The following is a 25042-nucleotide window of genomic DNA, read 5'->3' on the forward strand; positions in this document are numbered from 1 at the left end:
ATAAATCACATTTTTTATTTTGGAGGAAATAATGGTTACAGTCTACTCAAAAAATAATTGCATGCAATGCAAAATGGTCAAAAAATGGTTAAATGAACACGAAGTTAAATTCGACGAAATTAACATTGATGAAAAACCTGAATTTATTCAAACCGTGTTGGATATGGGCTTCCGTGCCGCACCCGTTGTTCAAAAAGACGAAATCACTTTTTCAGGTTTCCGTCCTTCTGAACTCGCAAAATTGGTCTAATGTATGAAAGTTGTTTATTTTAGCCTGACCGGTCAAACCCGGCATTTCATAAATAAACTCCACAATGTCACAGCCATTGAAATCACTGCTGATGCACCTGACATTGAACTTACAGAGCCATTTTTGTTGATTACACCAAGCTATGCTGAGGAAACACCAACAGCTCGCTCTAGTCAAGATGTGGTTGATCCCGTCTTTGAATTTATGGACTGGGGCTTAAACGCTGCGTTTTGTCAGGGGATTATTGGAACAGGCAACAAGAATTTTGCAGGCATATACATCTATACTGCAAAAGAATTATCCGCCAAATATCAAATTCCAATTCTCTATGATTTTGAATTCAATGGCACACCAACCGATGTTGCTTTTGTCGAAAATATCATTCAAAAGCTTGATGCTGGCGCAAAAATTAAAGTAAATCCTTCTTCAGCAGCTGACAAATAAGTCTCTAATGATGAAAGTGATACAGTATAAAACGATTGATTTTCTCTAGGAGGGCAATATTTTTTGCTCTCCTAGTCTATTTTTTACTAGACTTAGAAAATTATTTCACATAGATAGAAAGGCAAATATGTCCTTAAAAGATCTCAAAGACATCACTTATTTCGAGTTAAACAACGAAATAAACATTCCCGTCAATGGCTCAATTCCACTTGCAAAAGATAAAGACGCCATCAAAGCCTTCTTCAATGAAAATGTTATTCCTAACAGTTTCAGAGCTGAAACTTACATGGAAAAAATTGAATGGCTTCTTGAAAATGACTATTTGGAAGACAGTTTCATCAAAAAATATGAACCTGAATTCATTACAGAATTGCGCAAGGCTTTGAGTGCCTTTAACTTCCGTTTTGATTCATTCATGGCTGCCTATAAATTTTATAACCAATATGCCATGAAAAATAACGATGGTAGTCTTTACCTTGAAGATTTTGAAGACCGCGTTTTGATGAATGCCCTCTATATGGCAGACGGAAATCAAAAATTAGCACATGATTTGGCTTTCGCAATGGTCAACCGCCGTTATCAACCCGCTACTCCTACTTTCTTAAATGCTGGTCGTAAACGTCGTGGTGAATTTGTTTCGTGTTTCCTTTTGCAAATGTCTGACGACATGAATTCGATTGGACGCACCATCAACTCTGCCTTGCAACTGTCTAAAAATGGTGGTGGCGTTGGCTTAAACATGTCTAATCTGCGTGGTGCAAGTTCACCAATCAAAGGTTATGACGGAGTGGCTGCCGGTGTTGTCCCAGTCATGAAATTGTTTGAAGATGCCTTCTCTTATGCCAATCAACTTGGCCAACGTCAAGGCGCTGGTGTTGCTTACTTGTCAATTTTCCACCCTGACATCATGGAATTTTTATCTACGAAAAAGGAAAATGCTGATGAAAAAATTCGTGTTAAAACATTGTCACTGGGCGTAACTGTTCCTGATAAGTTTTACGAATTGGTCAAAAAAGGTGAACCAATGTACACCTTTGAACCTTACTATGTTGAACGTTTTTACAAACGTCCTTTCGTTGAAGTAGATATCACAGCCGAATACGACAACATGGTCGCAAATCCATACATTCGTAAGAAAAAACTCGATGCACGTACTGTTGAGCAAGAACTTTCAAAACTCCAACAAGAATCAGGCTATCCTTATGTTATCAATATTGATACGGCCAATAAAGCAAACCCTGTTGACGGTATCATTTCGATGTCAAATCTCTGTTCTGAGATTTTGCAAGTTCAAACGCCTTCTGAATTGAATGACGATCAATCTTACAAAGTTTTGGGGACGGACGTCGCTTGTAATTTGGGCTCAACCAACATCATGAACATGATGACTTCAGCAGATGCTTTTGGCCTTTCGATTGAAGCAATGGTTCGTGCACTGTCATTCATTTCTGAAACAAGTAATTTGGATACTGTACCAACTGTCCGCAAAGGAAATGGGGAAATGCACGCGATTGGCCTTGGAGCAATGGGCTTGCACAGCTTCCTTGCCAAAAATCACATTCATTATGATTCACATGAAGCGGTTGAATTCACAAGTGTGTATTTCATGCTTTTGAACTATTATACTTTGAAAGCTTCTAACAAATTGGCAAAAGAAAAGGCAACAAGTTTTGCTGGTTTCGAACGTTCAAGCTATGCTGACGGCACTTACTTTGACAAATATTTGACACATGACTATTTCGCTGCTGTATCGGATAAAATCAAGGCTTTATTTGGCGATATTGATGTGCCAACGCTTAAAGACTGGGCTGATTTAAAAGCGTCAGTAATGACAGACGGTGTTTACAACTCTTATCGTATGGCTGTTGCACCAAATGGCTCAATCTCATACATCAACGACTGTTCTTCTTCTATTCATCCGATTGTCAATCGTATCGAAGAACGCCAAGAAAAGAAAGTTGGGAAGATTTACTATCCAGCTGCTGGCTTAGCAACAGATACCATTCCTTATTACAAGTCTGCTTATGACACAGATATGCGTGCCGTCATTGACGTTTATGCAGCTGCTACAGAGCATGTCGATCAAGGCTTGTCATTGACCCTATTCATGCGTTCAACCTTGCCAGAAGGCTTGTATGAATGGAAAATGTCAACCAATAAGATGACCACGCGTGACCTTTCAATTTTGCGTAATTATGCCTTCAAAAAAGGAATTAAGACCATCTACTATATCCGTACATTTACTGATGATGAAGATGAAGTAGGCGCAAATCAATGTGAAAGCTGTGTCGTCTAATATAAGACAATCACTGCCGCTAAAGCAAGATGATTGTACGGAAGTCGCTAGAGCGAACTTCCTGCTTGTCTTATTCGTAAAAAATTTCCGAATCATCGGCGTCAATTTTTTACGTCATCATCCTGTCATTGCTGACAATACTTTCTGTCAGCGCTGACAGTCGCTATATTTCATGCCAATGAAAAGCGAACAGCTTACGATAAAGGATAAAAATATGAATTACGATACTAAACGCGATGCAAAAAATTATGCCGCAATCAACTGGAATTCGATTGAAGATTCCATTGACAAATACACTTGGGAAAAATTGACCAGCCAATTTTGGTTGGATACTCGTGTCCCTGTTTCAAACGACTTGGACGATTGGCGCAATAAATTGACAGACCTTGAACGTCATACTTATAGCAAAGTATTTGCTGGCTTGACCCTGCTTGATACTCTCCAATCGCAAGATGGCAATGTGGCCATGCTTGATGACGCACGGACCATGCAAGAACGTGCCTGTTTCAACAATATCATCTTCATGGAATCAGTGCATGCCAAATCTTACTCAACCGTCTTTTCAACTTTGCTTTCAAAATCTGAAATCGACGACTTGTTTGAATGGGTTGATAACAACGAATACATGCAGAAAAAAGCTGAAATCGTTAATCACTACTACCAAGATGGTAGCCCACTTCAGAAAAAGGTTGCTTCTGTTTTTCTTGAAAGCTTCCTCTTCTACTCTGGTTTCTACACACCATTGTGGTACCTTGGAAACAACAAGATGATTAACGCTGCTGAAATCATCAAATTGATTTTACGTGACGAATCTGTGCATGGAACTTATATTGGTTACAAATTCCAACTTGGTTTCAATGAACTTTCTGAAGACGAACAAGCTGAGATGCGCAACTGGATGTACGACCTCTTGTACGAACTTTATGAAAATGAAGAAAAGTACGCCGCACTCCTTTATGACGAAATCGGCTGGACCGAAGAAGTAAAAACTTTCTTACGTTACAATGCCAACAAAGCACTCATGAATCTTGGACAAGATCCATTGTTCCCTGATACTGCTGCGGATGTCAATCCTGTTGTCATGAACGGTATTTCAACTTCTTCATCAAATCATGACTTCTTCTCACAAGTTGGTAACAGCTACCTGCTCGGTGAAGTTGAATCAATGTCTGATGATGACTACAACATCTAATCTTAAAACCCTTGTCAGCTCTGACAAGGGTTTTTATTAACAACAAAAAAAGCTCAATCTGAGCTTTTTATTATTTACAATTAAACTTTAAGGAAACGTCGCATTGAAAGCAAGGCCCCAAATGAACCAATCAGTACACCAATGACAACCATAATTCCGACGATTTGCGGAATAAAGACATCTGGTGCAATCATAGAAAGTTGTTGTGTTTGAAGTGTCGGCATGAAGGATACGAAGGCAATCTTATAAACCCAAGCGATTAAGAAACTTGGAAGAATCGCACCTAAGAGTCCAACCCAAGCTCCCTCAAGGAAGAATGGCCAGCGAATGTAATTATTTTTTGCTCCCACCAGACGCATGATTTGAATCTCACGTTGGCGAGACATAATGGTAATACGAATGGTATTCTGAATCAGGAATATGGCTACAAGCAGCAAGAGAATAGCTAAACCAATTCCCCAATACTTAATAGCATCGGCAAATGCAAAAATCTTATTGGCATCGGCGCCACCATAGCTGACACGGTTAATACCTGAAATCTTTTCAATTTTTTGAGCTAAAGGTTTCACTTGTGAAGAAGAATCCGCCTCTATAATATAGGCATCATAAAGTGGGTTCGAATCTTTATTGAAGAGTTTAAAACTTGGCATTGATTTAATCAAATTAGCCAACTGTTCGTCGCGATCAGAGAAAACAATACTCTTGATATTTGATTGCTTTTCAATTTGATCATAAACCTTTTTATAATCAGGGTTGGTTATTTTTTTAGCGGCATTCTTAGGATCTGTGATTTGTTGAGATTGGTCATGAATGTCCAAATCTGTATATGCAACGATACGGACATTATTTTCAATCCCTGTCACCAAATTTGAAACGTTCAAAATAACAGATAAGAAGGCACCCACTAAGACAAGTGTAATCATGACTGATGAAGTTGCTGCAACGGTCATCCAACCATTACGCTTCAAGTTTTTCAATGATTCACCAATGTGTTTGAAGAAAGATCTAATCATCGTAGCCGTAGTCTCCTTCCTCTTGGTCACGGACGATACGTCCGTTTTCAATCGCAATAACACGGTGTTTCAGCGTATTTACGATTTGACTATTATGTGTTGCCATCAAAATGGTCGTACCTTGAAGATTGATTTTTTCAAGCAAATTCATGATTTCCCACGAGTTTTCAGGATCCAAGTTCCCTGTTGGTTCATCAGCAATCAGCACTTTTGGTGCATTAGCAATCGATCTCGCAATCGCCACACGTTGCTGTTCACCACCAGAAAGCTCATTCGGAAATGAACGGATTTTGTGCTTCAAGCCCACCAAATCAAGAACTTCGTTCACACGTTTCTTGATTTCGCGTGGATTTTTACCAATAACTTCCATGGCATATGCGATATTTTCAAAAACTGTCTTTTTAGGTAAAAGTTTGTAGTCTTGGAAAACGACACCGACGGAACGGCGCAACATCGGCACATCCTTATTCTTCAATTTTGCTAAATCATATTTTGCGACATAACCTGAACCCTTATCGATTTTGAGTTCTCGATAAAGTAACTTGATAAAGGTTGATTTACCAGCTCCTGATGGGCCAACAATATAAGTAAATTCACCAGGCTCGATCTCGAGCGAAATGTTACGTAAAGCTGTTGTTCCATTGGAATATTTTTTGGTTACATTGCTTAGTTTTATAATACTCATTGGTACCTTTCCTATGCAATAAGATTTGACTAGAAAACTAATCAAAAATAGTTGTCTTATAAATTCGATATGAACCTATGCGAAACTCCGTACTTCTATGAATACGGACTCTCTTATTATAACAAAAATCAGTCGATTTTATAAGTCGCTTTGTATCTTGCGTTTCGATAAGATAACAAAACAATTAATCAATGATTTCTTTACACGCATTCATTCAATTACAAAGTTTTCCAACGCAAGTAGGCATTTATAAAGCCATCCAAATCGCCGTCCATGACATTATCAATTTGACCTGTTTCAAAACCAGTTCTGGTATCTTTAACAAGTTGATATGGCATAAAGACATACGAACGAATTTGACTTCCCCAAGTAATTTCAGATTGATCACCACGCAAGGCGTCAACTTCTTCTTGTTTTTTGTCCATTTCAAGTTGAATCAATTTAGATTTCAACATGTTCAACGCAATTTCATCGTTTCCGTATTGTGTACGGTCAATGGTTGATTGAACAACAATTCCTGTTGGAATATGGGTATAACGCACCCCTGTTGTTACTTTATTGACGTTTTGTCCACCAGCTCCGCCGGCATGGAACACATCACGTTTCAAATCAGACTTGCTGATATTAACTTCGATTGATTTGTCAAGTTCAGGCATGACATCGATGGAAGTAAATGAAGTATGACGACGGTTGGCTGAGTCAAATGGAGAGATACGAACCAAACGGTGAACCCCTTTTTCCCCGCGCAAAAAGCCGTAAGCATTATGACCGTTAAAACGAATTGTCACTGATTTGAGTCCTGCGACATCACCATCTTGGTAATCCAAGATTTCAACCTTGTAGCCATGTGCTTCACCCCAACGGGTGTACATCCGCATGAGCATGCTGCCCCAGTCTTGCGCTTCTGTTCCCCCTGATCCAGGGTGGATTTCAACGATGGCATTCATGTGGTCATAAGGTTGATTGAGCAAAATTTCAAGCTCATAGGTTTCAATTACTTTTGCAAGTTCTACGACGTTCGCTTCAAGTTCTTCCTGCATTTCTTCGTCAGGTTCTTCTTGTAGCATTTCGTGCATGGCTTCGGCTTCTTCATATAAGTCAGACATGTGCATGAAATTGTCGTATTTGGCTTTTAAAATATTGGATTCGTCAATCACTTTTTGTGCTGCTGTTGAGTCATTCCAAAAGTTTGGATCAGCCATATCATTGTCAAAGAGGGCAATTTCTTCCTCGAGTCGATCGAGATCAAGAGCATTGCGAAAATCTTCGACTTTTTGATGATGTGCTTCCAATTTATTTCTAATTTCTGATAGTTCCATAAGCTCCATTTTATCATATTTTGTCGGAAAATGACAGTAGGACTTTTTAGTTTCCTTTCGCTATCTGCTTTGTTTACGGATTTGACTTGTCAGTACAAAAAGCACATTCCCAAGACCAAAAGGAAATAAACACCAGAATAGATTTCTTTTCTTATAGCCGTAACTCAAAACCGTCACGACGAGTAGAACCAAGCCGATACCATTGAGCAAGTTCACCAAAGGCGTTCCATAACCGGCACTCGAAAACGGTGGATAGGGCCTTCTGCTATCATACCAACCAATAATCCATGGGACCTGTCCCATCGCCCCAAATATCCAGTAAATAAAGCTCAAAAGAACATTCAGTAACAGCAAAAATTTCTTTAACATCCGAATCCCTCACTTTTATTTTCTTATTCAAGTCATATAAAATAGCCGATTTATCTACGAGGTCTAATTCTAGTTTTTCCGTTTTCTAGTTTGTCAATGGCCCATTCGGCAGCGTCAACCATATAATCTCTCACATCATTTTCTGCTATTTCATGGAGTTTGGGTAGGGCTGATTTGTCATTTGCATTTGCTAACGCGTAAACAGCGTTGCGTTGCAAGGGGTTTTTCCCGCGCCATGACCCTGCCATTGTCCCAAATTTGTTTACAAATTGCTTATTTGATAAATCAAGCAAGGGCAATAATTCTGGATTGGTTAATTCCGCGTCTGGTTCCATTTCGGGATGAAAATGACTGTTAATTCCTTTATTATAAGGACAAACCATCTGGCAAATGTCGCAGCCGTAGATGACGGTTTTAATTTTTTCACGGTATTCAACAGGCATTTTTCCTTTGGCTTGCGTTTGAAAACTCAGGCATTTTTGAGCATTAAGTCTGCCGTCACCTAAAAGGGCCGTTGTCGGACAAAAATCGACACAGCGGGTGCATTCGCCACAACCATAATCAACAGGCTGGTCAGGTTCGATTTCCAAATCAGTCACCAGTTCGCCCAAAAACATCCAGGAGCCATATTCTTTACTTATCAAAAGACCATTTTTTCCGATAAATCCGAGACCTGCCCGACTTGCAACGGCCACATCAACCAACGCGCCCGTATCAACCATGGCCTTGTAGTTGTATTCTCCCGCAATTCTTTCTATTCCCTGAGCCAAAGCCTCAAGTTTACGTCCTAAAACATAATGATAATCCTCTCCCCAAGAACCGCGCGAAAATTGCCCGCGGCGATAATCCGGTTTTTCGGGCTTTTCAAGCGCTTTATTGGGATAAGCAATCGCAATGGAAATGATGGTCTTGGCGTTTTCCACCGCTAACTTCGGGTGCAGGCGTTCATCAAGGTTTTGATGCTCAAAACCGCTCGTATGGCCTGCTTCTTTTTGCTCAATGAGCGACTTTCTCAAGTATTCAAAATTATCGGCTGTTGTGAAACCAATTTTTTGGATATTCAATTCTTGAGCAAGCGTTTGAATGGCTTCTTTTATAGTTTTCATCTCTCTATTTTAACAAAAAATACCTTTAATTTTAAGGGGGTTGATTTTTCCTTCTTGACTTTTTGTATGTTTTAGAATATCTTTATTATAGCAGATTTAGGAAGCGTTTGCACTGGGGGTGTCGTTCCATTATCTTGAAATAAAATCATGAAACTGTTAGAATTTGACCATGACAAATAAAACAAAATTGGCGGTCATCTCTGACATTCACATGGATGTCAATGATTTTTCTCAAGAAGAATTAGAAATATTTAATCATTTACTCATTGACCAAGACATTCGTCATTTGCATTTTGCAGGTGACATGTCAAACGACTTAAAAAAAATTACCCTGCCTTATTTTGAAGAGCTGTCAGCACGGACAGGGATTTCGGTTACTTATAATCTGGGAAATCATGACATGGTTGGGCTGACGGAGGCTGAAATCATTGAAAATGACTGGCAAATCCAATGGTTCGGAGATACTGCTTTTTTGAGCTTTGCTGGTTGGTATGATTATTCTTTGATCAGACAAAACATGCCAGTAGAAAAATTAGAAAACTTTAAAAAGAATTTTTATTTTGACCGAAAAATTCATCGGCGTGAAAACGACCGAATAACCACAGAGAAAATTTTAACCCGTCTTGAGCAGGTGCTACTTGAGCTTTCTTCGGCAAAACGGGTCATTATCAGCATGCATTTTGTGCCACACGCTCAATTTATCATCAATACCAGATATGAAAAATTTGAGAAATTCAATGCTTTTTTGGGCTCAGCTCATTTTCATGAACTTTTCACGCATTTTCCAAATGTAACCGATGTGGTTTTTGGTCACATTCATCATCATTTTGACGCTGTCAAACGTGACAACATTTCCTATCACGCGCACCCCTTGGGCTATCCTTATGAGTGGCAAATGGTGTCTTCATTTTTTGACGCTTTTCCTGACTACCGAATTCCAGAAATGGCACATCTGCGAAAACGTTACAAAAACATCCGTCAATCAGACGATTGGCTGTCTTATCGGAAGGCACATTTGGCTGAAGAATTCTTGTCAGCACTGACAATTTTTGAGTTTTAGAATGAAGTCAAAAATCGAAATAAATTTTTCTAAGAAAATGGAAAAAGTTGTCATTTTGAACTATTAAAATCTTAAAAAAAGTGGTACAATGATAAGCGAGAACTTTGAATTGAGAAAGTGAGATAGCCTTGAAAATTCCTAAAGAAGGCGACTTCATCACGATTCAAAGCTATAAACATGATGGCAGTCTCCATCGCACTTGGCGTGACACGATGGTGCTGAAAACAAATGAAAATTCAATCATTGGCGTAAACGATCACACTTTAGTCACTGAGTCAGACGACCGTCGTTGGGTGACCCGTGAACCTGCGATTGTTTACTTCCACAAAAAGTTTTGGTTTAACATCATTGCTATGATTCGTGAGGAAGGCGTCAGCTATTATTGTAATCTAGCGAGCCCTTTCGTCTTGGATAACGAAGCCTTGAAGTACATTGATTATGATTTGGACATCAAAGTATTTAAAGACGGCGAGAAGAAACTTCTTGACGTCGAGGAATACGAACGTCATCGTAAGCAAATGCACTACTCCAAAGAAATTGACCATGTTTTAAAAGAAAATGTCAAAATCCTTGTTGATTGGATCAACAATGAAAAAGGCCCCTTTTCAAAAGAATATGTCGACATTTGGTACAATCGTTATCATCAACTAAAAAAATAGCCCTTTGGCTATTTTTTCTTTTTTCTTCATTTTAATCCCCAAATGAAATGCCAATGCTACGTGCAGCAAGAACTTTTTGGTTGTCGGCAGTGACTGGCTTTGCTTTACCAGCAATTGCTTTGAGTTGATTGTGGGTAATTTTTCCTTTCATCTTAGCTACAGTTACGCCAAAAACATCATCTACAACTAAATCTGCGGCATAAGCTCCCAGTTGGAGCGTATAATTGCGGTCGTAAGCATTGGCCGTTCCGCCACGGAGGGCATGCCCCGGCATTGCTGTTCTCACTTGAATACCGAGTTCGCTTTCTATTTCGTGAGCAAGCTTCTCAGAAATCGTTCGAAACCCTGCCGCCTGTCGCGTTTGAAGTCGTTCTTTATTTTTTAATTTTTTCTCATCTTTCGAAAATGCGCCTTCACTGACCACCACTAAGGCATAATTTTTCTTTTTCAAAATGGCCTGTAAATCTGCGGTCATTTTATCGACAGAATAAGGGAATTCTGGCAGGATAATCATATCCGCACCACTCGCAAGCCCAGTCGATAGGGCCAACCAGCCCACTTTATTTCCCATGATTTCAATAATAAAGACACGCGAATGAGAGGCTGCCGTCGTTCGAATGCGTTCGATATAATCCACGCCGACCTGAGTTGCAGTATTGTAGCCGAAGGTTTCATCCGTTCCAAAAATATCATTGTCAATCGTTTTAGGAAGCGCCACGATGTTGACACCTCGTTCAGCCAGTAAATTAGCCACTTTGTGCGTGCCATTGCCCCCTAAAACAACAAGGGCGTCTAATTGGAGTAAAGCCACATTTTTGACCATTTTATCGGCTTTAGAGCTGCCGTTTTCATCTTTAATATCTATCGTTTTGAAAGACTGACGAATGGAGCCCAAAAAAGTCCCCCCTTCTTCAATCAGCCCCTCAAAATCGGCTTCGACAAGCTCACGAACTCGTCCCTCAATCAAACCTGTGTAACCGTCTAAAATCCCGACCAATTGCAGATTGTCAATCTTACCATAAAGGCTTTTTGCCAGTGCATAAATGGCTGGATTGAGTCCAGCACAATCGCCACCACTTGTTAAAATTCCAATGCGTCTCATTGTTTCTCCTTTATTTGCTTTGACCTGCTTGTGCAAGCTCTGACAGGATTTCTTGACTGTCTATCAGTTTTTCTTTTTTGCCAGCCTTGACGCTGACGTATTTGCCATTTGATTTTTGAATGCGTGCATTGACGTTATCTTTCAAACACAAGTCCAAAATGTTTTGAATTTTGATTTGATTGGCTTTGTCATAAATCGGTGCTGCTGCTTCCACGCGCCCCGTCAAATTTCTGGTCATCAAGTCCGCTGACGAAATATAATATTTTACAGGTCTGTCAGCACTGCCAAAAGCAAAAATACGGGAATGTTCAAGATAACGGCCAACGATTGATCTGACTTTGATGTTGTCGGTCTGCCCTTTGACACCTGGGATTAGACAACAAATGCCTCGAATAATCAAATCAATTTTGACACCGGCTTGAGAAGCTTCAATCAGCTTATTCATCATGGGTTTTTCTGTCAAGGAGTTCATTTTCATGACAATCCGCGCGGGTTTTCCGTGATGTGCAAACTCGATTTCTTCATCAATCAGTTCGATCAGCTTTGGTTTCATCAAAAGTGGCGAAACCAAAAGACTTTGGCTTTGTTGAACAAATGACCCTGCAGCAATGTTGTCAAAGACATTTTTAACATCGTCAGTAATGACCTTGTCAGCGGTCATCAATGCCAAGTCTGTATAAAAACGGGCTGTTGTTTCGTTAAAATTCCCCGTACCAACCAGAGCAATTTTTCGCTGGTCTGATAACTCAATCAAAAGTAATTTTGAATGCACCTTGTAGCCTGGCAGGCCATAGATAACGTTAATTCCAGCTTTTTGAAGTTTTTCTGACAGGTCAATATTGTTCTCCTCATCAAAACGAGCCCGTAACTCGATAACAACCGTTACTTTCTTCCCTTTTTTGCTGGCAGCAATCAATCCTGACACAATTTTTGATTGTCTTGAGGCACGATACAAGGTCATCGAAATCTGCGTGACCCGCTCATCTTTGGCTGCTTGATTGAGTAAGTTAATCATTGGCGTCATACTCTCAAACGGATAGGAACTCAAATAATCTTTTTCTAATAATGAAGCAATCAAATCAAGTGACGGATCTGAAAATCGTTTGATTTTAGCAGGTTTAACCGGTGTAAAAAGTGCTTTTTTACGCATTTTTTTACTCATCATCTCCTCGATTTCTGACAAATGATCAAACTCAAGGGGGCTGTCATATTCAAAAAATTGGGTTTTTCTTAAGGCAAAATTGTGTGCCAAATAATTGAGCATTTTTGGCGTATTACTGCCATTATATTTGACCATGACGGGCGCTCTAAAATTCCGCACCTCGATAATTTTAGACATGGTTTCTGAAAAATCCGGATCGTAGTCATAAAGGCCGTCGCTCTCATCAATATCAGCATTTCGAACCACAGAAAAGACAACTTTGCCCTCTACGCTGAATTTATGGAAAATCCGATTGGCATAGCGGAAAATCAAGTCCTCAATCAACATATAACGTCTGGGATCGCTTGGAATTCGAACGATTTTGTCAACGTCTTTTGGAATGGGCAAAAAGCCAAAACGGGTATTGCCTCTTTTTGTTTTCAGAGTGACACCTAAAACCAGGCGTTCGTTTTCAAAAAAAGGTAACGGATGATTTTTCTCGACAATAAATGGTGTCAAATGTGGTGCAACTTTGTATTTGAAAACATTTCTAAGAAAAGCTTCATCTTTTTCAGATATTTTCTCATCTTCTTCAATCTGAGAGACACCCAATGTTTTCAGTTGCTTGCTGACTTCATCATAAGCACGATCAAATCTCGGAATTAAACGTTTGGTTTTTCTCAAGACCGTTCGAAAGAGACTCGTAATCTCTGCTTTGGTCTGGCTAGCGACAACACCGTCGTCCAAAATCAGCTGATCATTCAATCTGCCGACACGCACCCGGTAAAATTCGTCTAAATTATTCATGTAAATGGACAAGAAACGCAAACGCTCAAAAGTCGGAAGTTGCTCTTTTTCGGCTTCTTCAAGTACACGTTCATTAAATTGTAACCACGATAATTCGCGGTTGGTAAACACATTGATTTTTTCGTCTGACATTGCCTTTTCCTTATCTTATTTTTCTACTTAAATTCTAACACAAATTTAATCTTTATCATACCAATCCCACACAATTTTCTGAAAAAAATGCAAAAATATTTGGAATTAAAAAAACTGTCAGTTCTGACAGTTTTATTTTTTATCCACTAATCATATCGCGGCGACGATAGCCGATGAAACCAACGATAACCAGAATGATAGCAAGGGCTAAAACCAGCCACACGTTATTCCAAATGGCAACCGTTTTGGCAGTGATTTGAATATCATAAGTATAGCCTGAACTGCTATGTTTCAAGACTTTTGATGTGGTCTGCGTCACCTTTGACAGATTGTGATAAACATCTAAATTCATGAGTGTCGCTGGGAATTTCAGCATATTACCGATTTCACCTACAAAAAATGTGAAACCAACGTAAGCCCAAATCATGCTGGTAAAGCGTGGGACAAATGCAATCATAAGTCCAAGAACGGACAGGATGAAACAATTTCCGACAATCGAAATCATCCCTGCCGACAAAAGACTCGCAAGTGAAAGCGCCGATTTACTGTTCATTTGTACCAGATAAATGCCTAAAATGCCAGCAAATTGGGCAATTACGCCTAAAATCCAGGCTTGTGCTGTATAAGTAGCATATACTTTCAAGCGACTCAATGGGAAGGAATAAAGTTGTTCCTGCCGATTTTTCCGTTCTTCAGAAGCCAAACGTTGCAAGGAAGTAATGGCAAAACAGACGGAAATCATCGAAATCACCAGAAAGACAGTGGTCAAAAATTGTTGCGTCATCAGATTTCCAGTCGCATGGACACTAATGCCCATGGCTTGAGTCATATAATTGTTTGAACCTGCTGAACTAATCAAATTGCCGATTTGGCCAATCATGGAGCCGTAGGTAATCCCCATGACAAAGACACCAATCAACCAGCCAATGACTGCAACGCGTTGTTGACGAAAGACAAAGCCAGGAAAAGTCTTGTGCAAGAAGCCAGCGTGTGCTTTCCCTGTTGATTCAGGTAAGTAACCTGCGGAAACATCCCGACCGAGTTCGAGTAAGTAGGCAATGACGAGGAGAATGACCGCCAAAAGTAAGGTTAAAAACACCGGAAGCCAATTATCTTTGACATAAACATCCGTCAAATAAGACCAGCTCAAAGGATTGAACCAACTTAAATGAACCGCTTTGATGTCCGAATACATGCGTAAAATATAAAATCCACCAAGAATACCAATGCTTGCCCCTTTGGCAGCACCTGCCTCAGGAAAAATATTCATCAGCAAGAGGGCAAGCATGCCCCAAAGAAAGCCCTGTGCACCAATGCTTGCGGCGAAAAGGAAATCACTCGAAATGGGCATATGAGGTACATTTTGTGCAGCGATTGTTCCTGCCAGTGCCAATGTAATCACCACATGAAGCAGGAATAACTCGATGACAACGGCAGTCGTGTTGGCAAGTTTACCGATTTGAAAGCTCCGCAATAACTCTGCGATGCCTTCATCTTCATCTTTCCGTGTTCGATTGACCACATAAACGATGGAAATAATGGCAAAGACAACAACAGTCATCAAAGGCATAATGCCACCAAATGCGGTCGCTGCATTAAAGGCCGTTGCTGATTTGACAGATGTTGGGCCAAAAAGGGCGACCAAGGCTGGATTTTGAAAGAGCGTAAACATACTTGCAGCCGTTGTCGAATGCGCTGGCATTGCTGCTTCAAATTTTCCAGCACCTGAAGCGGCGTAAAGCAAAACGCCCAAAACCCACCACAAATATTTAAATTTATCACGTTTAAACAATGATTTCATCATCATTAACGTGTGATTAAAAGGTTTATTCATTTTATTTACCTATCCTCTTAAAGTTGAAAAGCGTGAATAAGGCGACATGATTAGCCCCGTCCTTGTGAGTAATGGTGCATGAAAAGTTCTTCCAATGTCTGAGGATTGGAGTCAATTTTGACCACATCATAAGCTGTCAGCTCTGACAGAACCATTTGGATCTTGTCAGAATCTGCTTGAAAGGCAATCTTTAATGGATTATGTTCGTCAACATTAAGGTCATAAATATAGGCTTGATTGGCAAGGGCAGTCGCTTCTTTTCTGGTCTCAACTTTAAATTCATAGCGGGTCAAATGGCGCATTTCTTCAAGTGAGCCATATTCGACGATTTCACCTGCTGCAATAATCGCAATCCGATCGCATAAGCGCTCAACTTCAGATAAAATGTGGCTTGACAGCAAAATGGCTTTACCCTCAGCTTTGAGTCGTGCAACTTCATCTTGGAAAACCGCCTCCATCAATGGATCAAGGCCAGATGTTGGTTCGTCAAAGATATAAAGTTCTGCCTTACTGGCTAATGCCGCAATCAAGGCCACTTTCTGACGGTTTCCTTTGGAGTAAGAACGGGCTTTTTTCTTAGGGTCAAATTCAAATTTTTTGATAAGTTCATCCCGTTTTTCAGCGTCAAAAGCACCGTGCATTTTTAAAAATAAATCAATAATTTCGCCACCAGTCAAATTGGGCCACAGATAAACATCGCCAGGCACATAAGCCAAATCTTTATGAATATCAATGCTGTCTGTCCAGACATCTTTACCAAAAATCTTTGCCGTGCCACTGCTTGCCTTAATCAAGCCGAGCAGGGTGCGAATGGTTGTCGATTTTCCCGCACCATTTGGACCAACATAACCTAAAACTTCGCCGCTATTTAACTCAAAACTTACGTTTTTAAGGGCTTGAAATTTGCCAAATTGTTTTTGAAGCTGGCTAACTTCAACAATTTTTGCCATGCTATTTTCCTCCACTGACGGATTTGCGCCAGTCTCTCTTTTTTAACAAATTGATTTAAACCAACTGAGAAGCCGTTGATAATAGGGTTTGTAATGATAATTGAACTATTTATCCTTTATCAGTTCATATTGTACTCTTTTATTTGAATTAGTTCAAATAAAAAGTTATAATTTTTACAGAGATAAAAAAATGAAGGAAGTCAAAAATGAATCAAACAGAACAAAAGAAGGCAGCCATTTTACAGACGACCTTTCAGCTCCTCAATGAAAAAGAAATTAAGGACATAACCGTTGATGAAATTGCCCAAAAAGCATCTGTTTCTAAAGTCACTTTATTCAAATATTTCCAAAATAAAAATCATCTGATGAATTTGGTCATTTTGAAAGCCTTTGAACACATGACCAGTGACATTGAGCAGATCATAAAAAGCGAATTGAATTTCGATGCCACTTATCAAGCTATCAATCAAATGAAACTGGCCCAGCTCCAACGGTATAGCAAGACATTTTCCAATAATCTAATGACACAATACGCTGAAAGTCCTGATTTTTATGACCAAGACACCTTGAGTTTACAAGCACAAGTTTATCAAGACCTGTTTGAAAAAGGTCAAAAAGAAGGAAAAATTTCTTTAGATTTTTCTCATCAAGATTTCATGTTTATCATCAGTCTTTTTAACGAAGGCATGAAGGCATTTAACGCAGATGTCCTATTTTCTCAGTCTGATTTAATCAGTCGCTTCTTCATCAATGGCCTAAAATAAGCTATCAGCGCTGACAAAAAAATCCACTTGCGTGGATTTTTATTTTTCTTCTTGGGCATTTTTTAAGTTGTTTGCTTGCTCAATGATTTTTCGCAAGCGATGATTAACGCCTGATTTTCCAAGCGGTGGCTCCAGCATTTCGCCAAGTTCTTTAATGGTCGCTTCTGGATTTTCAAAACGTAAACGGGCGATTTCTGTCAGTTGTGGCGACAGTTGCACCATTTCTTTTTTTTCATACAAAAAACGAATGGCTTCAATCGCTTCTTGTGCAGCCAGAACTGTTTTATTGATATTGGCTGATTCAAAATTTGATTGACGATTGGCCAAACCGCGCATTTCTCTTATCATTTTGGCGTCTTCAAATTTTAGCCTTGCCTGCATGGCACCAATCAAAGTTAGAAAGTCCATGATTTCTTCAGCTTTTGATAAATACAAAATGTAGCGATTTTTACGCTCAATGATTTTAGCATTCAGCCCAAAATTATGGAAAATTTCTTGCAAATCCTCCGCATGCTCCTGATAAACATTGGCAATGGACAGCTGATACTCGCCTTTTTCCGGGTTGTGCAAGGAACCACTCGATAAAAAAGCACCTCTCAAATAATCACGTTGAATGAGCGGGTCATTTTTTACAAATAATGGCACGCCATTGTCCAACAACAATGAATCTGCCAGAGATAATTCATCCAACAAGTCATTCACATTGTCCTCAATAAAAACGGTATAGACGCGATTTTTAGACAGGGTTGTTTTTTGGTGGACATGAATTTCTGCTCGAATTTCAAACAAATCCAGCAACATTTGATAAATGCATTTGGCTGTCCCAGCATTTTCTGTCGTAATCGAAAGGGTCAATTTGCCAAAAATACTAATTGATCCATTCATTCTGACCAAGGCCAACAAGGCACCTGTGGTCGAAAAATTAGCTGTCAATTCCTTTTTGACATCACTTGTGAAACTCATGTTTGACTCTTTCTATAGTGTATTAACTCGTCATTTAGACTTGCTTATTAAATGATCAAAGGCTAACTTCTGATTTATTGGCAATGGCTACAATCTCTCTTGCCACGGCTTCGCCGTCATGGAAAGCGCCGCCATCACGCAATTTTAGGAAATTATTTGAAATAATATTTACTTTTTGTTCTTGTAATGCCTTAAAATCATGCTCAACTTGAACCAAATATTCATCAAATTTATTGGTGTTCATGTATTCAGCAGGAACTTTTTCTGAGTTGACTAGAACTGTATCGATAATATTTGTCCCGATATGCTCGTGCAAAACACGCACGTGATCCGCATCGGTGGAATGTTCCGTTTCACCCCGTTGGGTCATGATATTGCAGACATAAACAATGCGTGCAGGTGTCTTCCAGAGGGCTTCACAGATTTCAGGAATGACAATATTTGGCAAAATCGATGTGAACAATGATCCAGGACCGAGCACAATGGTATCAGCTTCCATGATAGATTTGACCACATTTCGTGACGCAACAGGCTCTTGCCCTGTGTCAGTCTCGGTCAAATAAACATGGTCAATCTGCCCTGTATAATCCGCAATGTGACTCTCTCCAGCGACTTCATGCCCATCTTTAAAGACAGCGTGCAAGGTCAAAGTCATGTCAGAGGCAGGATAGATTTTTCCATCAACATGGAAGAATTGCGCTAAGGTTTGAATGGCACGGTAGGTTGACCCTTGCATTTCAGCGACCGCTGCAATAATCAAATTGCCCAGCGGATGCCCTGCAAATTCGCCGTCAGATTTGTCAAAACGGTATTGTAAAATATTTTCATTGAATTTTGGCATGTCAGACATGGCAATCAAGACATTGCGCAAGTCTCCTGGTGGTGCAATGTTAACTGCTGAACGAATTCGTCCAGAAGACCCCCCATCATCAGCAACGGTTACAATCGCTGTCAAATCTACATTTTCTTTTCTGAGTGCCTTTAAAACGACGGGAATCCCAGTCCCGCCACCTATGACAACTATTTTTGGTCTGCTCATGAACGATTCACCGTTTCTTTCCTACGATCTTTATCTCGATGACTGACATTAACATGCCAATCCTTTCCTAATTCTTTTGATAAGCGTTCCGCAAAAGCAACAGAGCGGTGCTGTCCACCTGTACAACCAAAAGCAATGGTCAAAACGGACTTGCCTTCTTTTTGATAGGCAGGAATAATCGGTTTCAACATGGCAGTCAAATTCGTATAAAATGCTTCTGAAGCCTCATTGTCCATGACATAGTGATAAACAGCCTCATTAGTTCCATTTTGATTACGTAGTTCAGGCAAATAATAAGGATTTGGTAAAAAACGCACGTCAAAAACCAAATCAGCATCTAATGGCAATCCGTATTTGAAGCCAAAAGACATCACTTCAATCCGAAAAGTATTTGTCGTTTGTGTCGAAAAGTTTTGCAAAATCTGCGACCGCAAATTACGAGGTGTTAGCTCTGACGTATCAATGACCAAGTCTGACAGGTTCTTCAAATCAGTCAAAATCTCACGTTCCATCGTAATCCCGTCAAGGACGCGTCCATCGATTGCCAACGGATGACTTCTTCTTGTTTCCTTATAGCGAGCAACCAATTCTAAATCATTGGCATCGAGAAAGACCAATTTGAAATCAATGGTTGGCAAATCAGTTAGCTCTGTGATAATGCTGCGGAGGTGTTCAAAAAAGACCCGCGACCGCATATCAATGACCATGGCCAACTTGTCAATTTTATTTTCTTGATTGCTATCTTGCGTACTGAGCAAGTCAACAAATTTTTCAATCAATGTTGGGGGCATATTATCTACTGTGAAGTAGCCCATGTCCTCAAAAGACTGAATGGCAACCGTTTTTCCGGCGCCTGACATTCCTGTAATAATCACGATACTAAGCTTTTTATCCATGTGAATGTCCTTTCTTTTCATCTCAATATTTTAAGGAAAAATTTTTCCTTAATGGAGTCAATTTTTATAACGCAGCCCTTTTGGAAAATAATTTTTGACCGTTCCAGAAACAACCTTGGCAAAGCCCAAACCATTTCCGTCAAGGGTCAACTGCGTCCAACCTGCTTGGTCAGTACTGACAGCAAGCGTTTCGCCAGCCACATATTTATTAAAGTCCTCCAGACTGATGTCAAGCGTTTGCTTGACTTCTTCTGGGTGCAATGCCAGTCCCAAAGCATAACTTGGCTCGAAACGATTTTTCTTGAATTCTCCCAGATAAAGTCCGTCACGCGCAATTTTAAGCTGTGACAAATCAGGCAAACCTGCTGGCAAAAGATAAAGATGTTCGCCGAAAACTTGCATCAACTGGCTATCAAAAGTAAGCTTAAGATTTTTCTTTTCAAATTCTTGCCATAATTTCATTTGTTCCTGAGAAATGGCATTGGTTTTCTTATTTTTTCCGTTTTTCTTCTTTGATTTTGTTGCCTTATGAGCTGAAAGCAAGGGGCTGTCAGCACTGACAGCATGATTTCTGAGTTTGGCAATAAATTGACCTTCCCCGTCAAAGTTTTGAGGCCAACAACGCACAACTTCTGGCATTTCAATGCCCCCACTCAACCCATTTTCATGCGGCATAGGCAAAAGTTCAAGCGTCGGATAGTTGTCCAACATGTACCGGACATTGTCCTCATCTTCTTCTTTTGACCACGTGCAAGTCGAATAAACCAACTCGCCGTCAGGCGCCAGCATCTTGAGCGCATTGTCGATAATCTCCCTTTGAAGCTCGGCACATTTGGCAGGGTAAGTGCTGTCCCAATACTGCGTAGCGGCTGGGTCTTTACGAAACATGCCTTCGCCAGAACATGGGGCATCAAGCACGATGACATCAAAGAAACCTGCAAATACTTTAGCCAAATGCGCACTGTCTTCTTTTGTGACAACCACATTTCGCGCACCGAAACTCTCAATGTTTTCAACTAAAATCTTACTGCGTTTATCGGAAATCTCATTTGAAACCAGCAATCCTTGATTTTCAAGTCGGCTCAATAATTGCGTGGACTTGCCACCAGGCGCGGCACACAAATCAAGGACTTTCATTCCTGGCTGGATATCGGCTAAACTGCCCACCATTTGAGCAGCAGGCTCTTGGGAATAAACAAGCCCCATGACATGAGCCGCTGATTTTCCTGAAATCTTTCCATAATAGCCAAAAGGACTATTTGGAATTGCTTTGTCATGGTTTTTCTTAGAAAATTCTAAGCAATTTTTTAAAGGATTGATACGGTAAGCACTGACAGCAGGGCTGTCAAAGCTGACCAAAAATTTTTCAAACTCTTCTTTGCCTAGAACTTTCTCATATTTTTCTTTAAATTCTAAGGGTAAATTCATGTGACCTTCTAAAAAATAATAATATTCTTATTTATCAAAGCATTGGACTGATTAAACGGGCCAATCCTTCTTTAAATCGAATGAAAATCGAACGTTCTTCATAACGCTCCATGGTCAGTGGTTTACTGACTTCAAGGTCGTTCATGAAGTTTTGACGGAGTTTTTGAGCAAAATCGTAGTCATAAACGACCACATTGGCTTCAAAACAGAGTTGCAGACTTCGATAATCAAAATTTGCTGATCCAACAGAGGCGTATTCGCCGTCGATGATCAGATTTTTGGCATGGACAAAGCCATTTTCATAAGTATAAACTTTGGCACCGTATTTGAGCAAATCAGCAGCGTTAAAATAAGTCGCCCAATAAACCAACATGTGATCTGGTTTATTTGGGATCATCAATTTCACTTGAACGCCTGATAAAAGGGCCAATTTCAGTGTTTCATGCAAGGCATCTGACGGAATATAATAAGGGGTTTGAATAATGATTTCACGTTCTGCACCAGAAATCATTTTCATATAAGTCAATTTAATTTGTTCCTTGGCTTCATCTGGCCCTGAGGTGACAAACTGGGTCATGGCGTGGCCTTCATTGAGGGCAGGTGGAAAATAAGGCGCTCCGTCCTTGATTTCAAAATGGTGTTGCGAATTCCAGTCCAAGATAAAGCGATGTTGCAAGGAATAGACAATGTCGCCAGTTAAACGCAAGTGATTGTCTCTCCAATACCCAAACTTTTTAGTAATGGTCGCATATTCATCTCCGACATTGAAACCACCTGTATAACCAATGACACCATCAATCACAACGATTTTACGGTGCAAGCGATAATTAGTACGTGGGTTAATCAAAGGCATGATGAGTGGGAAAAATTGTGCCACATAACCACCAAGCGCAATCAATTCTGAGAAATATTTGATTTTTGTTCGGTTTGATCCCCAAGCATCATAAAGCACGCGGACTTCAACGCCACGTTTTCTGGCTTCAATCAACGCCGCATAAATTTCTTTTCCAAGATTGTCCATACGGAAAATGTAATATTCCATGTGGATAGAATGCTTGGCATTTTTGATGTCTTCCAAAAGGGCATCAAATTTTTCACGCCCGTCATCAAAAATTTTAATTTTTGTATTGGTTGAGATGATTGATTTTTCTTCCCGATAAAGCATGTTCATCAACTGCCCAATGGCATGGTTTTTCCGCATTTTTTGGATAAACTCAGGATTGCTATATGCTTTATTGGCACTGGTTAGCTGACGCTCAAAGCCAATCTGAAATTGCTTGCGGTCTTTAAAAATTCGATAATGAGAAATCCCACGCCCGATTAGCAAGTATAAAATAAAGCCAAAGATTGGTAAAATATTGACCACAAATAACCACGACCATGTCGCTGCAGTGCTTTTTCTTTCCCTAAAAATAATGACGAACGATAAGATGAAATTCAGCGAAAAAATCACAATTTCAAATATTGCCAATAAACTTAAATTCAAACGAACTCCCCCTGTTTTATGTCTCTTCCTATTATATCAAAAAAAAAGCCCCTTTTCTTAGATAATCATTAAAAGTTCCTCAGAAATAAAAAATAGGACACAAGGTCCTATTTTTTATTTTCGATAGCGTTCAAGTTCTGCTTGATTGGCTCTGACAAAATGGCCGGGTGTCAGTTCCACAAATTGTGGCGGATCCATTTCATAATCATGTTGCGTTGGATCATAGACAATCAATGCCTTGTTTTTTTCCAAACTTGGATCTGGGATTGGCACTGCTGACAGCAAAGACTTGGTGTACGGATGTATCGGATTGGCAAATAATTCTTCTGTTTCCGCCAACTCCACGATATGCCCCTTATAAATCACGGCAATCCGGTCCGAAATGTAACGGACAACCGACAAATCATGAGCCACAAATAAATAAGTAACCTGATCTTCGATTTGAAATTTCTTCAAGAGATTAAGCACTTGCGCCCGAATGGAAACGTCTAATGCTGAAATCGGTTCGTCAGCAATGACAAGTTTCGGGTTCATGACCAAAGCGCGTGCAATCCCTATCCGTTGGCGTTGACCGCCAGAAAATTCATGCGGGTAACGCGACAGATGTTCCGGCAATAAGCCAACTTCTTTGATGATGGCTTCGACTTTTCGCTTGCGGTTAGCTTCATCTTTGAAAAGTTTGAAATTATAAAGCCCTTCTGAAATGATATAATCAACGGTTGCGCGGTCATTGAGCGATGCGGCAGGGTCTTGAAAGACCATTTGGATTTCACGTGTGACTTTTTCCTTTGTCTTCTTTGACAATTTGCCACTGATTTCTAGTCCGTCAAAGTCAATTTCGCCAGCGCTGACAGGATTGATGCCGATAACAGCACGTCCAATCGTTGTTTTTCCTGAGCCTGATTCACCAACGAGCGAAAATGTTTCGCCTTTGTAAATCTCAAAGTTGGCATCTTCTACTGCCACAAATTTTTTCTTGCCAGAGCCAAAAGAAATCTCTAAATCTTTGACCGACAATAAAACCTCTTTTGTCATTTAGACTTCCTCCAAGTTTTGTTTTTTGACAAGATTTTTCATTTTTTCATGTAAATTTTGAATGATTTCAGGTTTTTCAACCTTTGGCGCACGTTCGTCAAGCAGCCATGTTTTTGCCCAATGCCAGTCATTGACCTGATATTTTGGCGGTGCCAACTGATAATCAATTTTCATTGCAAATGGATTTCTCGGAGCAAACGCATCGCCCTTGATTTCTTTAAACAATGATGGTGGCGTTCCAGGAATGGAAAAGAGGGCTTCTCCTTTTTGTCCCAGTTGAGGCAAGGATGACAAGAGACTCCACGTGTATGGATGTTTAGGGTTAAAGAAGATGTCTTCCACTCGCCCATACTCAATGATTTCCCCTGCATACATCACAGCAACCTTATCGGCAATATTGGCAACAACGCCCAAATCATGCGTGATAAAGATAGTCGTAAATTGGTATTCTTCTTGCAGACTACGAATCAAGTCCAAAATCTGTGCTTGAATGGTAACATCAAGTGCCGTGGTCGGCTCATCACAAATTAAAATTTTTGGTTTGCATGCCAAAGCAATAGCAATGACAATCCGTTGCCGCATACCTCCAGAATACTCGAAAGGATAGTCAGAAAAGCGTTTTTCAGCTTCTGGAATTCCTACTTTTTTCATGAGGTCAATCGCATGTTTTTTCGCTTCTTCACCCTTAATGTGTTGATGTTTCTCAATCACTTCGACGATTTGTTTGCCAATAGTCAAGATTGGATTGAGCGAAGTCATTGGGTCTTGAAAGATTGTTGCAATCTCGGAACCACGGATTTTTGACCAGTCATTATTACTTTTGATTTGCGCCAAATCAAGCCCATTATATAAGATTGAACCTGAGGAAATTTGTCCATTTTCTTCTAACATTCCTGTAAATGTTTTAGTAAAAACAGACTTACCAGAACCAGATTCCCCAACGATGGCTAATACTTCGCCTTCGTATAAATCGATTGAAATATCACGAATTGCGGTCAACAAGCGATTTCTGACATGAAATTGAACAGAAACATTTTTTGCTTCAATAATTTTTTTATTTTCTGTCATTTTT

23 protein-coding genes are annotated in these 25042 nt (G+C 39.9%); 7 read left to right on the forward strand and 16 right to left on the reverse strand.

Annotated elements, in window-relative coordinates:
- The first annotated feature begins 31 nt into the window (after positions 1-31).
- From nrdH to nrdF, 4 genes are all read left to right on the forward strand, one after another.
- Positions 32-250, forward strand: coding sequence for a glutaredoxin-like protein NrdH (nrdH, locus tag GHI45_RS09580; protein ID WP_147780539.1), 219 nt, complete (start codon positions 32-34; stop codon positions 248-250).
- 3 nt (positions 251-253) lie between these two features.
- Positions 254-694, forward strand: coding sequence for a class Ib ribonucleoside-diphosphate reductase assembly flavoprotein NrdI (nrdI, locus tag GHI45_RS09585; protein WP_147780538.1), 441 nt, complete (start codon positions 254-256; stop codon positions 692-694).
- A 127-nt stretch (positions 695-821) separates the two neighbouring features.
- Positions 822-2990, forward strand: a complete 2169-nt coding sequence (nrdE, locus tag GHI45_RS09590; RefSeq protein ID WP_147780537.1) for a class 1b ribonucleoside-diphosphate reductase subunit alpha — start codon at positions 822-824, stop codon at positions 2988-2990.
- 214 nt (positions 2991-3204) lie between these two features.
- Positions 3205-4182 (forward strand): class 1b ribonucleoside-diphosphate reductase subunit beta, encoded by a 978-nt coding sequence (gene nrdF, locus GHI45_RS09595; RefSeq protein ID WP_147780536.1) that lies wholly within the window; start codon positions 3205-3207, stop codon positions 4180-4182.
- Positions 4183-4262: 80 nt separating this feature from the next.
- Here the strand turns inward: nrdF and ftsX are convergent, their stop codons facing one another.
- From ftsX to queG, 5 genes are all read right to left on the reverse strand, one after another.
- Complete coding sequence (gene ftsX / locus GHI45_RS09600; RefSeq protein ID WP_147780535.1) at positions 4263-5195, reverse strand: permease-like cell division protein FtsX; 933 nt, start codon at positions 5193-5195, stop codon at positions 4263-4265.
- On the reverse strand, positions 5188-5880 hold the full coding sequence (gene ftsE / locus GHI45_RS09605; RefSeq protein ID WP_147780534.1) for a cell division ATP-binding protein FtsE: 693 nt from the start codon (positions 5878-5880) through the stop codon (positions 5188-5190). Before ftsE ends, ftsX begins: the two co-directional genes overlap by 8 nt.
- A gap of 218 nt (positions 5881-6098) precedes the next feature.
- Entirely contained in the window at positions 6099-7199 is a 1101-nt protein-coding gene (prfB, locus tag GHI45_RS09610) for a peptide chain release factor 2 (protein ID WP_147780533.1), read from the reverse strand.
- Between the two features lie 60 nt (positions 7200-7259).
- The gene (locus GHI45_RS09615; protein ID WP_147806228.1) at positions 7260-7568 is read right to left on the reverse strand and encodes a hypothetical protein; all 309 of its coding nucleotides are present in this window, start codon (positions 7566-7568) and stop codon (positions 7260-7262) included.
- 50 nt (positions 7569-7618) lie between these two features.
- Complete coding sequence (queG, locus tag GHI45_RS09620) at positions 7619-8674, reverse strand: tRNA epoxyqueuosine(34) reductase QueG (protein WP_147780531.1); 1056 nt, start codon at positions 8672-8674, stop codon at positions 7619-7621.
- A 169-nt stretch (positions 8675-8843) separates the two neighbouring features.
- Between queG and GHI45_RS09625 the strand changes: the two genes are divergently transcribed.
- Entirely contained in the window at positions 8844-9734 is an 891-nt protein-coding gene (locus GHI45_RS09625) for a phosphoesterase (RefSeq protein WP_147780530.1), read from the forward strand.
- 128 nt (positions 9735-9862) lie between these two features.
- A complete protein-coding gene (locus tag GHI45_RS09630; protein WP_147780529.1) occupies positions 9863-10393 on the forward strand; it encodes a DUF402 domain-containing protein in 531 nt (176 codons plus the stop codon).
- 31 nt (positions 10394-10424) lie between these two features.
- On the opposite strand, the gene GHI45_RS09635 is transcribed toward GHI45_RS09630, so the two are convergent.
- From GHI45_RS09635 to GHI45_RS09650, 4 genes are all read right to left on the reverse strand, one after another.
- Entirely contained in the window at positions 10425-11495 is a 1071-nt protein-coding gene (locus tag GHI45_RS09635) for a 6-phosphofructokinase (RefSeq protein WP_147780528.1), read from the reverse strand.
- Between the two features lie 10 nt (positions 11496-11505).
- Positions 11506-13575, reverse strand: a complete 2070-nt coding sequence (gene ppk1 / locus GHI45_RS09640) for a polyphosphate kinase 1 (protein WP_147780527.1) — start codon at positions 13573-13575, stop codon at positions 11506-11508.
- A 139-nt stretch (positions 13576-13714) separates the two neighbouring features.
- Positions 13715-15409: an ABC transporter permease gene (locus tag GHI45_RS09645; RefSeq protein WP_147780526.1), complete on the reverse strand. Its 1695-nt coding sequence runs from the start codon at positions 15407-15409 to the stop codon at positions 13715-13717.
- Positions 15410-15459: 50 nt separating this feature from the next.
- Positions 15460-16359: an ABC transporter ATP-binding protein gene (locus GHI45_RS09650; protein WP_147780525.1), complete on the reverse strand. Its 900-nt coding sequence runs from the start codon at positions 16357-16359 to the stop codon at positions 15460-15462.
- 206 nt (positions 16360-16565) lie between these two features.
- Here GHI45_RS09650 and GHI45_RS09655 point away from each other — a divergent pair, with 206 nt between their 5' ends.
- Positions 16566-17123, forward strand: a complete 558-nt coding sequence (locus GHI45_RS09655) for a TetR/AcrR family transcriptional regulator (RefSeq protein WP_147780524.1) — start codon at positions 16566-16568, stop codon at positions 17121-17123.
- A gap of 39 nt (positions 17124-17162) precedes the next feature.
- Here GHI45_RS09655 and whiA read toward each other — a convergent pair whose 3' ends face one another.
- The 7 genes from whiA to GHI45_RS11310 all read right to left on the reverse strand — a co-directional run bounded on the left by whiA (position 17163) and on the right by GHI45_RS11310 (position 25038).
- Positions 17163-18086 (reverse strand): DNA-binding protein WhiA, encoded by a 924-nt coding sequence (gene whiA / locus GHI45_RS09660; protein WP_147780523.1) that lies wholly within the window; start codon positions 18084-18086, stop codon positions 17163-17165.
- A 55-nt stretch (positions 18087-18141) separates the two neighbouring features.
- Positions 18142-19125, reverse strand: a complete 984-nt coding sequence (yvcK, locus tag GHI45_RS09665) for a YvcK family protein (RefSeq protein WP_147780522.1) — start codon at positions 19123-19125, stop codon at positions 18142-18144.
- On the reverse strand, positions 19122-20021 hold the full coding sequence (gene rapZ, locus GHI45_RS09670) for an RNase adapter RapZ (RefSeq protein WP_147780521.1): 900 nt from the start codon (positions 20019-20021) through the stop codon (positions 19122-19124). The genes yvcK and rapZ overlap by 4 nt, the downstream gene beginning before the upstream one ends.
- Positions 20022-20078: 57 nt before the next feature.
- A complete protein-coding gene (locus GHI45_RS09675; RefSeq protein ID WP_147780520.1) occupies positions 20079-21449 on the reverse strand; it encodes an RsmF rRNA methyltransferase first C-terminal domain-containing protein in 1371 nt (456 codons plus the stop codon).
- 34 nt (positions 21450-21483) lie between these two features.
- Positions 21484-22935 (reverse strand): cardiolipin synthase, encoded by a 1452-nt coding sequence (gene cls, locus GHI45_RS09680; protein WP_147780519.1) that lies wholly within the window; start codon positions 22933-22935, stop codon positions 21484-21486.
- A gap of 114 nt (positions 22936-23049) precedes the next feature.
- A complete protein-coding gene (locus tag GHI45_RS11305) occupies positions 23050-23970 on the reverse strand; it encodes an ATP-binding cassette domain-containing protein (protein ID WP_147780518.1) in 921 nt (306 codons plus the stop codon).
- Positions 23971-25038: an ABC transporter ATP-binding protein gene (locus GHI45_RS11310; protein ID WP_147780517.1), complete on the reverse strand. Its 1068-nt coding sequence runs from the start codon at positions 25036-25038 to the stop codon at positions 23971-23973.
- Positions 25039-25042: the final 4 nt, after the last annotated feature.

This window comes from Lactococcus sp. dk101 (assembly GCF_009601055.1).
Lineage (GTDB): Bacteria > Bacillota > Bacilli > Lactobacillales > Streptococcaceae > Lactococcus.

Bases quoted from the DNA above. Each gene is read 5' to 3' on its own strand.
- nrdH (WP_147780539.1), top strand. From the start codon at position 32: ATGGTTACAGTCTACTCAAAAAATAATTGCATGCAATGCAAAATGGTC.
- nrdI (WP_147780538.1), top strand. From the start codon at position 254: ATGAAAGTTGTTTATTTTAGCCTGACCGGTCAAACCCGGCATTTCATA.
- nrdE (WP_147780537.1), top strand. From the start codon at position 822: ATGTCCTTAAAAGATCTCAAAGACATCACTTATTTCGAGTTAAACAAC.
- nrdF (WP_147780536.1), top strand. From the start codon at position 3,205: ATGAATTACGATACTAAACGCGATGCAAAAAATTATGCCGCAATCAAC.
- ftsX (WP_147780535.1), bottom strand. From the start codon at position 5,195: ATGATTAGATCTTTCTTCAAACACATTGGTGAATCATTGAAAAACTTG.
- ftsE (WP_147780534.1), bottom strand. From the start codon at position 5,880: ATGAGTATTATAAAACTAAGCAATGTAACCAAAAAATATTCCAATGGA.
- prfB (WP_147780533.1), bottom strand. From the start codon at position 7,199: ATGGAACTATCAGAAATTAGAAATAAATTGGAAGCACATCATCAAAAA.
- GHI45_RS09615 (WP_147806228.1), bottom strand. From the start codon at position 7,568: ATGTTAAAGAAATTTTTGCTGTTACTGAATGTTCTTTTGAGCTTTATT.
- queG (WP_147780531.1), bottom strand. From the start codon at position 8,674: ATGAAAACTATAAAAGAAGCCATTCAAACGCTTGCTCAAGAATTGAAT.
- GHI45_RS09625 (WP_147780530.1), top strand. From the start codon at position 8,844: ATGACAAATAAAACAAAATTGGCGGTCATCTCTGACATTCACATGGAT.
- GHI45_RS09635 (WP_147780528.1), bottom strand. From the start codon at position 11,495: ATGAGACGCATTGGAATTTTAACAAGTGGTGGCGATTGTGCTGGACTC.
- ppk1 (WP_147780527.1), bottom strand. From the start codon at position 13,575: ATGTCAGACGAAAAAATCAATGTGTTTACCAACCGCGAATTATCGTGG.
- GHI45_RS09645 (WP_147780526.1), bottom strand. From the start codon at position 15,409: ATGAATAAACCTTTTAATCACACGTTAATGATGATGAAATCATTGTTT.
- GHI45_RS09650 (WP_147780525.1), bottom strand. From the start codon at position 16,359: ATGGCAAAAATTGTTGAAGTTAGCCAGCTTCAAAAACAATTTGGCAAA.
- GHI45_RS09655 (WP_147780524.1), top strand. From the start codon at position 16,566: ATGAATCAAACAGAACAAAAGAAGGCAGCCATTTTACAGACGACCTTT.
- whiA (WP_147780523.1), bottom strand. From the start codon at position 18,086: ATGAGTTTCACAAGTGATGTCAAAAAGGAATTGACAGCTAATTTTTCG.
- yvcK (WP_147780522.1), bottom strand. From the start codon at position 19,125: ATGAGCAGACCAAAAATAGTTGTCATAGGTGGCGGGACTGGGATTCCC.
- rapZ (WP_147780521.1), bottom strand. From the start codon at position 20,021: ATGGATAAAAAGCTTAGTATCGTGATTATTACAGGAATGTCAGGCGCC.
- GHI45_RS09675 (WP_147780520.1), bottom strand. From the start codon at position 21,449: ATGAATTTACCCTTAGAATTTAAAGAAAAATATGAGAAAGTTCTAGGC.
- GHI45_RS11305 (WP_147780518.1), bottom strand. From the start codon at position 23,970: ATGACAAAAGAGGTTTTATTGTCGGTCAAAGATTTAGAGATTTCTTTT.
- GHI45_RS11310 (WP_147780517.1), bottom strand. From the start codon at position 25,038: ATGACAGAAAATAAAAAAATTATTGAAGCAAAAAATGTTTCTGTTCAA.